The organism is Cellulosimicrobium sp. AB352, from assembly GCF_049538415.1.
In the GTDB taxonomy this organism is placed as follows: Bacteria; Actinomycetota; Actinomycetes; order Actinomycetales; family Cellulomonadaceae; genus Cellulosimicrobium; species Cellulosimicrobium funkei.
Genome location: NZ_JBMVFX010000001.1, coordinates 188,421 through 201,493, shown reverse-complemented (window position 1 = coordinate 201,493; position 13,073 = coordinate 188,421). Strand labels below are relative to the sequence as shown.

Sequence of the window (13,073 nt, the reverse complement as noted above, 5' to 3'; positions counted from 1 at the left end):
TTCTGGCGACGCCGATCCCGAACCCGCGCGCCGGTCGACAGAAGCGTGCGGCTTCCCTAGGCTGCTGAGCGCCCGCCACCGCCGTCGGGCCCGACGAAGGAGTCGCCATGTCCGCACCCCCCGTCCGCCGCCCGCTCGCGCTCGCCCTCGCCGGGGTGCTCGTGCTCGCCGGGACCACGCTCCCCGCGAACGCCGCCGTCCCCGACCCCGTGGTGACCGGCCCCGTGCCCACGACGACGGCGCCCGGCGACCCTGCCCACGGGTATCCCTTCCTCGCGACGGACTACGACCTGGCCGCGCGCGGCTACGTCGAGGAGGAGTTCTTCGTCGAGGGCGAGGCGACCCGCTACCAGGCGGACGGCGTGACGGACGCGACGGTCCTCAGCACCGGTCACGCGTTCCGCACGCGCGTCGTGGTGCGCCGGCCCGTCGACCCCGCGACGTTCAACGGCACGGTGATCGCCGAGTGGTACAACGTCTCGAACCAGTGGGACCAGGAGGTCGACTGGTTCCAGACGCACGAGCACCTGGTGCGCGAGGGCTACGCGTGGGTCGGGGTGTCGGCGCAGCGGGCGGGCGTGCACTCCCCCACCGGCCTGCGGGCCTGGAGCCCCGAGCGCTACGGCACGCTCGACCTCACCGACGGCGGCACCGTGACCGACGACACCCTCTCGTGGGACGTCTTCAGCCAGGCCGTGGCCGCGGTGCGCGACCCCGCGGGCACGGCGCCGCTCGGTCCGCTCGAGGCGGAGCGCGTGGTCGCGACCGGGCACTCGCAGTCGGCGGGGCGGCTGTGGTCGTACGTGAACTCGGTCGACCCGCTCGCGGGGGTCGTCGACGCCGTCGTGCTGCACGGCGGGGGCGGGCTGCTGCGCGACGACCTCGAGACGCCGGTGTTCAAGATCAACAGCGAGACCGACGTCGCGATCGACCTCCTCGGGGCGGCGCAGCGCCAGCCCGACACCGACGTGCGGCGCACGTGGGAGGTCGCGGGCGCGTCGCACGGCGACTGGAAGCTCATCACCGACTACGGGCGGCTGCGGATCCGCGACGTCGGCTCCGCGCCCGGCGGCTACCCCGGGACGCCGCAGACGTGCGAGGAGCCGTCCGGCTCCCGCGTGCCCCAGCACCTGGTCCAGGCGTCGGTGTACGACCACGTGGCCGCGTGGGTCGCGGACGGGACCACCCCGCCGTCGGCGGTCCCCATCACGCTGTCCGACCAGGCGCCGCGCCAGGTGGTGCGCGACGAGCGCGGCCTGGGCCTGGGCGGCGTCCGGCTCGCGCAGCAGGACGTCCCGACGCGGATCAACTCCGGCGCCAACGCCGGGCCCGGGTTCTGCTTCCTCGACGGCGGCTCGCGCCCGGTGGACGACGCCACGCTCGCGGCCTGGTACCCGGACGCCGAGGACTACCGCGACGCCGTCGTCGCGTCGACCCGTGCCGCGGTGGAGGCGGGCTTCGTGGGTGCCGACGTCGCGGCCGACCCCTCCTGGTACACCGACGTCGTCGACCTCGTCGACGAGCGCGTCGCCGCGGGCACGGTCGAGCCGGAGGCCGGGGCGCAGGTCCAGGTCCGGATGCGGCGCGCGCTCGAGGCCGCGGACCGGCGTGACTGGGACGCGGCGCAGACCCTGGTCCAGGAGGCGCTCGCTCTCGGCTCCACGGCGATCGAGGACGCCGGCGCGTCGGCGAGCGTCGTGCGCTCGACCACGGCCGTGCTCGGCGTCCTCGCGCTGTCCGCCGCACTCGACGGCCCCGACGTCTCCGCGACCGCCGTCCCGCGGTGCCTGGCCGGGCGGGCGTACGTCGCGGTCCGCGCGACGAACGACGGCGCGGTGCCCACGGACGTCACGCTGAGCACGCCGTTCGGCGAGCGCACCGTGGCGGGCGTCGCGCCCGGCGCGTCCGCGTACCAGTCGTTCTCGGCGCGCTCGGACACGCTCGACGCGGGCAGCGCGCGGGTGACGGCCACGGGAGACGGGCGGTCGTCGTCGGACGACGTCGCCTACCCGGCGCTCGACTGCGGCTGAGGCGGCTACGCCGGGCGCGAACCCGCCCCGACGCCGTCGGGCCCGGCCGCATAGGCTGGGGTGATGACCGAGAACGCGACCGAGGGCACCCGCCAGACCGTGATGATCGCGGCGTTCGAGGGCTGGAACGACGCCGGGAGCGCCGCCACGGCCGCCCTCCAGCACCTGCACGAGGTGTGGGGCGCCGAGGACGTCGACGAGCTGGACCCGGAGGAGTACCACGACTTCCAGGTGAACCGCCCGGTCGTCACGACCGACGACGACGGCCGCCGCGAGATCACGTGGCCCACGACGACGATCGCGTCGGCGGTCCTCTCGCCGACGGGTCGCCGCGTGGTGCTCGTGCACGGCATCGAGCCGTCCATGCGCTGGCGCCGGTACTGCCGCGAGCTGCTCGACGTCGCGGAGGAGCACGGCGTGCGCACGGTCGTGACGCTCGGCGCGCTGCTCGCGGACGTGCCGCACACGCGGCCCATCCCCATGACGGCGACGTCGGAGAGCGTGGGCCTGCAGGCCGTGCTCGACGTCGAGCCGAGCACGTACGAGGGACCGACGGGCATCGTCGGCGTCCTCCAGCACGCCGCGGCCGAGCGCGGGATGCAGTCGGTGTCGCTCTGGGCGGCCGTGCCGCACTACGTGGCGCACCCGCCGTCGCCCAAGGCGACGCTCGCGATCCTCGCGCGCATCGAGGAGCTGCTGTCCGAGCCGATCCCGCTGGGCGACCTGCCCGAGGACGCCGAGGCGTGGCAGCACGGCGTCGACGAGCTCGCCGCGGAGGACGCGGAGATCGCGGAGTACGTCCAGCAGCTCGAGGAGGCGAAGGACACGGCCGAGCTCCCCGAGGCGAGCGGCGAGGCCATCGCGCGCGAGTTCGAGCGCTACCTGCGCCGCCGCGACCGCGGCAACCCGGGCAAGGGCCCGACCGTCTGACGCACGGCCCGCGTCGCGGGCGGCGGTGTCAGCGCGGGGCTGCTCGTCAGAGCCGGACGCCCAGCAGGGCGTTCACCGCGCGCGCGACGACGCCCGGGGCGCCCTCCTCGTCGTGCGACGTGTCACGACCGGGGCGCAGCGACTCCGCGGCCCAGGCGTCCACGGCGGCGAGGGCCGTCGGGGCGTCGAGGTCGTCGGCGAGCGCGGCGCGCACGGCCGCGAGCGTCGCGGTCGCGTCCGGGCCACCGTTGCCGGACACGGCGTCGCGCCACGTCTCGAGACGTCGCACCCCCGCGGGCAGGTCGTCGTCGGTCCACTCCCACTCGCCGCGGTAGTGGTGCGCGAGCAGCGCGAGGCGGATCGCCATCGGGTCGACGCCCGTGGCCCGCAGGTTCGACACGAGCACGAGGTTGCCGCGCGACTTGCTCATCTTCTCGCCCTCGTACGCGACGAGTCCGGCGTGCACGTGCGCGCGGGGCGCACCGCCGCCCGCGAGCATGCGGTCGTGCGACGACGACATCTCGTGGTGCGGGAACAGCAGGTCGGCTCCCCCGCCCTGCACGTCGAACGGCAGGCCGAGCCCGTCGCGCGAGATGACCGCGCACTCCACGTGCCAGCCGGGGCGGCCGGTGCCGAGCGCGCCGCCGTCCCACGCGGGCTCGCCCGGGCGCTCGCGGCGCCACAGCAGCGGGTCGAGCGCGTCCTTCTTGCCCTCGCGGTCGGGGTCGCCGCCGCGCTCGGCGAAGAGGTGCTCCATGACGTCGCGCGCGAGGCGTGAGACCGAGCCGAACGCGCGGTCGGCAGAGAGGTCGGCGTAGACGTCGCCCAGCCCGGGGTCCGTGCCGCCGGCACCGGGCTCGACCGGGACGCGGTACGCGAGGCCCGCGTCGAGGAGCTGGGTCACCGCGTCCACGACGGCGGGGATCGTCTCCACCGCGCCCTCGTAGACGTCGGGCGGGACGACACCGAGCGCCGTCATGTCCTCGGCGAACAGCGCGGTCTGCTCGACGGCGAGCGCGCGCCAGTCGACGCCGGTCGCGGCGGCACGCTCCAGCAGCGGGTCGTCGACGTCGGTGACGTTCGACGCGTAGCGCACGCGGTGCCCGGCGTCCGTCCACGCGCGCACGAGCAGGTCGAACGCGACGTAGGTGGCCGCGTGGCCGATGTGCGTCGCGTCGTAGGGCGTGATGCCGCACACGTACAGGGTGGCGTCCTCGCCCGCGGCGGCGGCGACGACGAGCTCACGGGTCGACGAGTCGTGCACCCGGACCGGGAGGCCTCGTCCGGGGAGCTCGGGGATCTGCGGGGCGGGCCAGCTGTGCACGCGTCAACCTTAGCCGCCGGGGCGCCGCCGTCGGACCGCCGTCCGGCACGCGGGCGAGGCGCGGCGCCGCGCCCGACGGCGACCGGGCAGGTCCGTGCGGGGCGCGGGACAATGCGGACGTGACGAACCCCACCGAGCCGCGGACGGGCACCCCGCCCGACGGCGCGCCCGCCCCCGCGCCCCGACGACCGACCGTGCGCGCCGTCGCGGCGTGGACGGTCGAGCCCGGCGCCGACGGCGTGCACCCGGCCGATCCCGGCACCCTGGACACGCCTGGCGACCGGCACGCCGCCCGCGCCACGGTGACCTGGGCGCGTCTGGAGGACCTCGACGCCGTGCTCGACGCCGCGGCCCAGGTCACGACCGGGGTGGGCCCGACGCGGCAGGACCTCGCGCGGCACAACCGCCACCCCTTGGCGCACGTGCGCCGCGTCGCGGCGGACTGGCTCCTCCTGGTGACCCCGACGGCATGGTTCACCGAGTCGGACCGCCAGGTGCACACGGGCCAGTTCGCCGCGCTGCTCGGCCCGGGCCTCGTCCTCACCGCCGAGGAGGGCGACGCGGACGTGCACGCGATCATGCTCGACAAGGTCGCCGCGCCCGGCGACCCCCACGGCTCGCCCGTCCAGCGGATCGTCTCCGCCGCGGTCCTCGCCATCGTCGGCGGCGCCTCGCAGGTCGAGCTGGGCCTGGGCGACGCCGTCGCCGACACCGAGCGCGTGGTGTTCGACCAGCAGCGCGAGGACCCGGTCGAGCGCATCTACGACCTCAAGCGCGAGATCACCGAGGCGCGGCGCGCCCTGATGCCCGTCACGGCGGAGCTGCCCGAGCTGCTCGACCCGGACGTCCCCGACCACCTCGGGGTGAACCGGCGCATGCTCGAGCGCGTCGTGACGACGGTCGAACGGATCGACCGGCACCTCGACGCGCACGACGACCTGCTCTCGGACATGCTCCAGGTCCACATGACCCAGGTCTCGGTGCGGCAGAACGAGGACATGCGCAAGATCTCGGCGTGGGCGGCGATCCTCGTGTACCCGACGATCGTCGCGGGCGTGTACGGGATGAACTTCCGCAACATGCCGGAGCTGCACTGGGCGTTCGGCTACCCGTTCGCGCTCGCCCTCATGGCGGGCGGCTGCGTCCTGCTCTACCGCGTCTTCAAGCGCGTCGGCTGGCTCTGACCGCGGCCCGAGAGGGTCACGGCGTCGAGACGGCCGTCCCGCCCGGCTCCAGCACGCCCACGAGCAGGAGCAGCACGACGAGCGCCGCGAGCACGAGGCGGTAGACCACGAACGGCGTGTAGCTGAAGGTCGAGACGATCTTGAGGAACGCGATGATGACGAAGTACCCGACGACGAACGCGACGAGCGTCGCGATGAGGGTCGCCCCGGCGCCGGGGGCCCCGGGGGCCGGCTCGTCCGCGGACTTGAAGAGCTGGTAGAAGCCCGAGCCCATGACGGCCGGGATCGCGAGGAGGAACGAGTAGCGCGCCGCCGCCTCGCGCGTGAAGCCCATGAGCAGGCCGGCGGTGATCGTGCCGCCCGAGCGCGAGACGCCGGGGACGAGCGCGAGCGCCTGCGCGAAGCCGAACGCGACCGCCTGCCCGGCCGAGAGCTCGCGCAGCGTGCGCCGCTTGGCGCCGATGCGGTCGGCCCAGCCGAGCAGGAGCGCGAACACCGCGAGCATGAGCGCCGTGAGGTAGAGGTTGCGGAACGTGTTCTCGATCGCGTCCTGGAACAGCAGGCCGAGCAGCACGATGGGCACCGAGCCGAGCGCGATGTACCAGGCCATCGCGGCGTCGTGGTCGTGCCGGCCGAGCCGCGCCCGCCAGTCCGTGCCGTGGTCGCCGCGCACCGAGCGCCACCACGCGGCGCAGATGCGCGCGATGTCCCGCCGGAAGTACAGCAGCACCGCCGTCTCGGTCCCGATCTGCGTGATCGCCGTGAAGGCGGCACCCGGGTCCTGCGACCCGATCAGCTCGCCGACGATGCGCAGGTGGGCGCTCGACGAGATCGGGAGGAACTCGGTCAGGCCCTGGACGAGGCCGAGGAGGACGGCTTCCCACGCGTTCACGAGCGGTCACGATACCCGCTCGGGGCGCGGCAGCCGCGCACGTGCAGGCCCGCGACCGAGCGGGTGAACCTGGGCAGACCCGACGCCCGACCGCGCGCCCCGACGGTCGCCCGCGGGCCCCCGCCGGTACCCTCGGCAACCATGGAGAACCGCCACCTCGGCAGCACCGGCCTGCGCGTGTCCGAGCTCGGGCTCGGCACCATGACGTGGGCCCGGGACACGGACGAGCTCGACGCGGCCGAGCAGCTGCGGGACTTCGTGGACGCCGGCGGCACCCTCGTGGACACGGCCGCCTCCTACGCCGACGGCGACGCCGAGTCGCTCCTCGGGTCGCTGCTCGGGGCGAAGGTCGACCGGCGAGACGTCCTGCTCTGCACCAAGGCGGGGGTGCGCCACACGCCGTCGGGCCCCGTGGTCGACGCGTCCCGCGGCGCGCTCCTCGACTCGCTCGACGACTCGCTCGCGCGCCTGGGCACCGACCACGTCGACCTGTTCCTCGTGCACGCGCCCGACCCGCGCACGCCGTTCACCGAGACGCTGTCGGCGCTGCGCCACGCGGTGACCTCCGGGCGCGCGCGCTACGTCGGGCTGTCCAACCACCCGGGATGGGCGACGGCGCGGGCCGCGACCCTCCTCGGCGGGACCGACGACGTCGGCCTCGCCGCCGTCCAGCTCGAGTACTCGCTGCTCCAGCGCGGTGCCGAGCGCGAGGTCGTCCCGGCCGCCGAGTCGCTGGGCCTGGGCCTGCTCGCGTGGTCCCCGCTCGGGCGCGGCGTCCTCACCGGCAAGTACCGGCGCTCGCTCCCCGCCGACTCGCGCGGCGCGTCCCCGCACCTCGCCGCGTTCGTCGAGCCGTACCTCGACCACGCGTCGTCGGGGATCGTCGAGGCCGTCGTCACCGCCGCGGAGGGCCTGGGCCGCGCGCCGCTCGACGTCGCGCTGTCCTGGCTCCTGGGGCGCCCCGCCGTCGCGAGCGCGGTCGTCGGTGCGCGCACCCCGGCACAGCTGCGCACGTCGCTCGCCGCGACCGACCTCGTGCTGCCCGACGCCGTGCGCGCCGCGCTCGACGACGTGAGCGCGCTCGACGTCGGCTACCCCGAGCGGTGGTGACCCCGCCCCTCCCTCGGCGACCTCGGGCGGCTCAGCGCGCGCCGTCGGTCTCGAGCTCGCCGGAGAGGACGTCGTCGTCGAGCGTGTCGTCGAGGTCGTCGTCCTCCTCCGCGTCGTCGTCCTCGTCGTCCTCGTCGTCGTCCTCCTCCGCGAGGTAGAACGGCGTCGCCTCCCCGTGCACCTGTCCCAGCGCCTCGTCGTACACCTCGAAGGCGTCCCCGAGGACGTAGTAGGCGTCGTCGACCGCGGGGTCGTCCTCCCCGCGACGTGCGGCGACGGCGTTGTAGTGGGCTTCGAGCGCGGCGATGAACCGGTCGAGCGCGGCACGCGGGTCAGCGGTCATACCCTGACGGTAGCGCCGAGAGGGGCACAATGGCACTCGTTGGCCGGGTCGGTCCCACCACCCGGCCCGCGACCGAGACAGGCGAGAGAGGACGGTGGCACGTGGAGGAGAGGCCGACGTCACGCCGGAGGTCCGGATGGGCCGCGCACGGCGGGCAGTACGAGTACCGCGTCCTGACGATCGACCGCTCCACGAGCCGGTCGGACGCGAGCAGGCTCCTCACCGACGAGGCGGAGTACGGGCGCTGGGAGCTGGCCCGCACCCGGCTGTACGTCGGGGGCGAGCGCCGGGTCTGGCTGCGGCGCAAGATCATCCGGGTCAGCTCGACGCTGTGAGCACGAGCACGATCCGGTGAGAGCGGCCCGGTGAGCGGCGAGCACGAGGCGGCGCCGGCCGTCTTCACGAAGAACCCCGCCGTGGCCCCGGCGGGGTTCTTCCGCTGCGAGGCCGCCGGGCTGGCGTGGCTCGCCGTTCCGGGCGGGCCGCGCGTCGCCCGCGTGCTCGACGTCGGCGCCGACCACCTCGACCTGGAGCGTGTGCCGACGACCGCGCCGACCCGCGAGGCGGCCCGCGCGTTCGGGCGTGCGCTCGCCGTCGTGCACGACGCCGGGGCGCCGGCCTGGGGCTCGGCCCCGCCCGGGTGGTCGGACGAGGCGTTCTTCGGCCCGCTCGACGACCCGCTGCCGCTGCCCACCGGTGCGTGGCCGGACTGGCCGACCTTCTACGCCGAGGCGCGCCTCCTGCCGGTCGCGCGGCAGGGCCGCGACCGGGGCGCGCTCGACGCCGAGGACGCGCGGCTCCTCGACCGCCTCGTCGAGCGCCTGCCCGACCTCGCCCGCCCGGCGCTCGACGACGCGCCGGCGCGCGTGCACGGCGACCTCTGGTCGGGCAACGTGCTGTGGGCGCCAGGCCGGGGCGGCGGGCCGGACGACCGCACGGGCGGCTCGGCGGGCGCGGTCGAGGCGGTGCTCATCGACCCGGCCGCCCACGGCGGGCACCGCGAGGCCGACCTCGCGATGCTCGCGCTGTTCGGCGCGCCGTTCCTCGACGACATCCTCGCCGCGTACGACGCCGCGCACCCGCTCGCGCGCGGGTGGCGCCACCGCGTCGCGCTGCACCAGGTGTACCCGGTCGCGGTGCACGCGGTGCTGTTCGGCGGCGGGTACCGCGCGCAGCTGCGCTCCTCCGTCCGGGCGCTGCTCGGCGAGACCTGAGCGCGCGACGCCCGTCGGTCAGCAGGTGCGCAGGAGCCGGTCCAGGACGCGCACGCCGAACCGCAGCGAGTCGACGGGCACGCGCTCGTCGACGCCGTGGAACATGCCGGAGAAGTCGAGGTCGGCGGGCAGGCGCAGCGGCGCGAAGCCGTAGCCCGTGATCCCGAGGCGGGCGAGCGACTTGTTGTCCGTGCCGCCCGACAGCGTGTACGGCAGCACCGTCGCCTCCGGGTCCTCCGCGAGCAGCGAGTCCACCATGGCGTCCACCAGGTCGCCCTCGAACGGCACCTCGAGCGCGATGTCGCGGTGGATCTCCTCGACCCGCACGTGCTCGCCCGCGAGCGCGCGGAGCGTCGCGAACCCGTCCTCCTCGTGGCCCGGCAGGAGGCGCGCGTCGATCGCCGCCTCGGCGCGGCCGGGGATGACGTTCGCCTTGTAGCCCGCGGAGAGCTGCGTCGGGTTCGACGTGTGCCGCACCGTGGCGCCGACGAACCGCGACGCCGGGCCCAGCGCGGCCACGAGGGCCTCGATCGACCGGGAGTCCTCGGGGTCGTACCGCAGGCCCGTGAGGTCCGCGACGCCGCGCAGCAGCTTGTCGACCGTCGGCGTGAGCGTGTTCGGCCAGTGGTGCGTCCCGATGCGCGCGACCGCCTCGGCGAGCCGCGTCACCGCGTTGTCGTCGTTCACCTGCGACCCGTGCCCGGCGCGGCCCTCCGCGACGAGGCGCAGCCAGGCGATGCCCTTCTCCGCCGTCTGGAGCAGGTAGGCCCGCCGCCCCCCGACCTCGACCGAGAACCCGCCGACCTCGCTGATCGCCTCGGTCGCGCCCTCGAACAGCTCGGGCCGGTGGTCGACGGCGTAGCGCGCCCCGTAGGCGCCGCCCGCCTCCTCGTCCGCGAAGAACGCGACGACGACGTCGCGCGCGGGCTTGCGACCCTCGCGCACCATCTGGCGCACGACCGCGAGGATCATCGCGTCCATGTCCTTCATGTCGACGGCGCCGCGCCCCCACAGCAGGCCGTCGATCTCCTCGCCCGCGAACGGGTCCACCGACCAGTCCTGCGCCTGCGCGGGGACGACGTCGAGGTGGCCGTGGAGCACGAGCGCCGGTCGCGTCGGGTCCGCGCCCTCGAGCCGCACGACGACGCTCGCCCGGCCGGGCTCCGACTCGAACAGCTCCGGCTCGAGCCCGACCTCGTGCAGCAGCCCCATGACGTACTCCGCGGCGGCCCGCTCCCCCGGGCCCGACCCGTCGCCGAAGTTCGACGTGTCGATCCGCAGCAGCTCGCGGCAGATCCGCACGACCTCGTCCTCGGCGCGCGGCACCGCGCCGGGGGTCGCGTCGGTCGCCGCGGGGGCGCTGGCCAGGAAGTCCGGGTGCGGAGCGGTCATGAGCGACACGCTACCCGTCGCCGTCGGGCGTGCGGACCGCCCCGCCCCACCGCCCGTATGCCGGACACGCCGAGCGAGGACCCCGGTGGGCTGAGGTAGATCCCTGGTCACGCGAGATAGAGCCCTGGTCACGCGAGATAGAGCCGTGGTCACGCGAGGTAGAGCCCTGGTCACGCGAGATAGAGCCCTGGTCACGCGAAGTAGAGCCGTGGTCCACCGAAGCAGAACGCTGCCCGGTCGGGTAGAGCCGTGGTCGTGTCCGACGGCGGCCGGTCGCCCGTCGCGGTCGGGGCCACCATTGCGGCTGGGTCACCATCCGAGGTGGTCGGCCCCGCCGAGGGCCGTCGGGTCGCCCGGGCTGAACCCGGGCGGTGAGCGGCGCGGATCGGGCAAGCACCCGAACGCACCAGACGCACGAGACGCACGAGACGCGTCAAGATCACCTGCGCGCCGCCAGGGCGCGGCACCACGGTGCAGCCGTGAGCGCCGCTGAGCGACGCGAGAGAAGTGGACCGCGAAGCGCAAGTCGCGAGATCGACGGTCCCGCGGGCAGCCACCCGGGGCGAGCACAGACCGAGGCAAGACGACGCCGGGCGGGGTGGGTGGTGGTGCCGCGTCGTGGCGGGCTTGGCGGGAGCCGCGAGGAAAGAACGGCGGATGGTAGACGCGGCACCACCACCCACCACGACCACCCAGGGCGACCACACGCCGTCGGGCAGGGTGACCACGGCTCTACCTCGCACAACCACGGCTCTACCTCGCACAACCACGGCTCTACCTCGACGGGTCAGTGGTCAGGGTCGTGCTTCCCGTCCCGTGCGAGGGTGTGGCGGGGGCCGGTGCCGTCGCCCGGGAGCGCGTCGGCGTCGTGCTCCTGATGGGTGCCGCCGTCGGGGACGTCGATACGGGACGGCGCCTGCTCGCCCGGGGCGACGACGACGAGCTGGCCCATCATGCCGCGGTCCTCGTGCGTGAGGAGGTGGCAGTGGAACATGTACGGGGTGGTCGGATCGGTCGTGCCCTCGGCGGCGTCGAACCGGACGAGCAGGCGCGTCACGTGCCCCGGCTGGACGTAGACCGTGTCCTGCCACCCGGCGAGGTCCGGCCCGGGCCGCTGTCCTGCGACGTCGAGGACGCGGAACCGGACGTCGTGCACGTGGAAGTTGTGCGGGGTGTCGTCGAGCCCGGTGACCTCCCACACCTCGGTCTCGCCGACCGTGACGACCTCGTCGATCCGCGCCATGTCCATGGAGCGCCCGTTGATCGCGGTACCGGCGAGCTGGAAGCGGCGGGTGCGCACGGCGTCGGACTCGTCGAGCGCGTCCGCGGGGTCGGCGGCGCCGAGCGTGCCCGGGATGTCGGGGCTCGGCTCGAGCGTGCCGGCCGCGCGGAGCTCGAGGAGGTCGAGGGTGTCCTCGCCGCCCGAGAAGCGCTCGAACATCGGGTTGACGCCCAGCTCGGGCGGGAAGCTGCGCAGGACCGCGCGCTGCCCCGGGGTCATGGTCACGACGACCTCCGCCCGATCGCCCGGGGAGAGGCGCACGCGCTCGACCAACTGCGGAGCGGGGAGCAGCCCACCGTCGGTCCCGATGAGCTGGACCGTGCCGCCGTCGGCGAGGCCGACGTCGTAGACGCGTGAGTCGGAGCCGTTGAGCAGGCGCAGACGGACGCGCTCGGTCGCGACGTCGAGGTAGGGCCCCGGGGTGCCGTTGACGAGCACCGTGCCACCGAGCGGGCCGACCGGCGAGAAGAAGGAGACGGCGTCGTCGAGCCGCCCGTCGGCGTGGAAGCTCTTGTCCTGGAGGATGACGGGGACGTCGTCGACGCCGTACTCGTGCGGCAGGTCGGCGGCCAGGCCGTCGGCGGCGGCAGGGTCGTCGAGGAGGAACATCCCCGCTAGCCCGCGGTACACCTGGCTCGCGGTCTGCCCGTGCAGGTGCGGGTGGTACCAGAGCGTCGCGGCGGGCTGGTCGATCGTCCACGTGGGCGACCACGTTTCGCCCGGCTCGACCATCTGGTGGGGGCCGCCGTCCATCGCGGGCGGCAGGTGCATGCCGTGCCAGTGGAGCGTCGTCGTCTCGTCGAGAGCGTTAGTCACGTCGACGCGCACGCGCTCCCCGCGCGCGGCCCGCAAGGTGGGCCCCAGGTAGTCGCCGTTCAGCCCGATCGTCGGAGTGGGGGCGGACGCGCCGAGGTCGGCGACGCCCTCGCGCGCCTCGAGCTCGAAGACGCGCACGCCGTCCTCCACGCGCGACTCCGCGAGCGGCGGGACGGCGAGCGGCCGCGTGAACTCCACGGCTCCCGCCGTGCTCGTCGCGGCGCGCGCCCACGCGACGCCCACGACCACTGCGACGGCCCCGACGAGCAGGACGACGACGAGCCCGAGCACGAGGAGGACGCGGACGAGCGGGCCACGCCGCCGTCGTGGGCGACGTCCGGGCGGTCCGCCGGGTGCCCCGGAGGTCGGGGGGACGGCGGGCGGCGGGGTGGTGTGCGTGGTCGTCATCGGGTCTTCTCCAGGGTGGACGACGGCGGGCGGCGGGTGCGGTTCGACGGCGGCCCGGCGGTGCGGGCGACGCTGTCGACGCTAGGTACCGGGCGGTGCCGGGCGCGTCCGCTCGGCAGCGTACGCATGCCCGGAGCCGACCCCGAGC

At 75.1% G+C, this 13,073-nt stretch carries 11 protein-coding genes; 6 read left to right on the top strand and 5 right to left on the bottom strand.

Annotated elements, in window-relative coordinates:
- Nucleotides 1–107: 107 nt before the first annotated feature.
- Nucleotides 108–2,030 (top strand): alpha/beta hydrolase domain-containing protein, encoded by a 1,923-nt coding sequence (locus ACPCUX_RS00925; protein ID WP_423387988.1) that lies wholly within the window; start codon nt 108–110, stop codon nt 2,028–2,030.
- A gap of 63 nt (nt 2,031–2,093) precedes the next feature.
- Nucleotides 2,094–2,960 carry a PAC2 family protein gene (locus tag ACPCUX_RS00920; RefSeq protein WP_021482086.1) on the top strand — a complete coding sequence of 289 codons (867 nt, stop codon included), beginning with the start codon at nt 2,094–2,096 and terminating at the stop codon, nt 2,958–2,960.
- 46 nt (nt 2,961–3,006) lie between these two features.
- Here ACPCUX_RS00920 and mshC read toward each other — a convergent pair whose 3' ends face one another.
- Complete coding sequence (mshC, locus tag ACPCUX_RS00915; protein ID WP_423387987.1) at nt 3,007–4,284, bottom strand: cysteine--1-D-myo-inosityl 2-amino-2-deoxy-alpha-D-glucopyranoside ligase; 1,278 nt, start codon at nt 4,282–4,284, stop codon at nt 3,007–3,009.
- 119 nt (nt 4,285–4,403) lie between these two features.
- Here mshC and ACPCUX_RS00910 point away from each other — a divergent pair, with 119 nt between their 5' ends.
- Nucleotides 4,404–5,468, top strand: coding sequence for a magnesium and cobalt transport protein CorA (locus tag ACPCUX_RS00910; RefSeq protein WP_076404770.1), 1,065 nt, complete (start codon nt 4,404–4,406; stop codon nt 5,466–5,468).
- Between the two features lie 16 nt (nt 5,469–5,484).
- Here ACPCUX_RS00910 and ACPCUX_RS00905 read toward each other — a convergent pair whose 3' ends face one another.
- Nucleotides 5,485–6,360: an undecaprenyl-diphosphate phosphatase gene (locus ACPCUX_RS00905; RefSeq protein WP_021482775.1), complete on the bottom strand. Its 876-nt coding sequence runs from the start codon at nt 6,358–6,360 to the stop codon at nt 5,485–5,487.
- Between the two features lie 141 nt (nt 6,361–6,501).
- Here ACPCUX_RS00905 and ACPCUX_RS00900 point away from each other — a divergent pair, with 141 nt between their 5' ends.
- Entirely contained in the window at nt 6,502–7,470 is a 969-nt protein-coding gene (locus ACPCUX_RS00900; protein ID WP_034651393.1) for an aldo/keto reductase, read from the top strand.
- 31 nt (nt 7,471–7,501) lie between these two features.
- Here the strand turns inward: ACPCUX_RS00900 and ACPCUX_RS00895 are convergent, their stop codons facing one another.
- Nucleotides 7,502–7,813 carry a hypothetical protein gene (locus ACPCUX_RS00895; RefSeq protein ID WP_034651396.1) on the bottom strand — a complete coding sequence of 104 codons (312 nt, stop codon included), beginning with the start codon at nt 7,811–7,813 and terminating at the stop codon, nt 7,502–7,504.
- Between the two features lie 101 nt (nt 7,814–7,914).
- On the opposite strand from ACPCUX_RS00895, the gene ACPCUX_RS00890 reads away from it, so the two are divergent.
- Both ACPCUX_RS00890 and ACPCUX_RS00885 read left to right on the top strand, forming a co-directional pair.
- A complete protein-coding gene (locus ACPCUX_RS00890; RefSeq protein WP_009861400.1) occupies nt 7,915–8,148 on the top strand; it encodes a DUF5703 family protein in 234 nt (77 codons plus the stop codon).
- A 30-nt stretch (nt 8,149–8,178) separates the two neighbouring features.
- The gene (locus ACPCUX_RS00885) at nt 8,179–9,027 is read left to right on the top strand and encodes a fructosamine kinase family protein (RefSeq protein ID WP_423387986.1); all 849 of its coding nucleotides are present in this window, start codon (nt 8,179–8,181) and stop codon (nt 9,025–9,027) included.
- An 18-nt stretch (nt 9,028–9,045) separates the two neighbouring features.
- Here ACPCUX_RS00885 and ACPCUX_RS00880 read toward each other — a convergent pair whose 3' ends face one another.
- Together ACPCUX_RS00880 and ACPCUX_RS00875 are read right to left on the bottom strand one after the other, a co-directional pair.
- Nucleotides 9,046–10,419 (bottom strand): M20/M25/M40 family metallo-hydrolase, encoded by a 1,374-nt coding sequence (locus tag ACPCUX_RS00880; RefSeq protein WP_423387985.1) that lies wholly within the window; start codon nt 10,417–10,419, stop codon nt 9,046–9,048.
- Nucleotides 10,420–11,206: 787 nt separating this feature from the next.
- Complete coding sequence (locus tag ACPCUX_RS00875; protein WP_144723269.1) at nt 11,207–12,925, bottom strand: multicopper oxidase family protein; 1,719 nt, start codon at nt 12,923–12,925, stop codon at nt 11,207–11,209.
- Between the last annotated feature and the right edge of the window lie 148 nt (nt 12,926–13,073).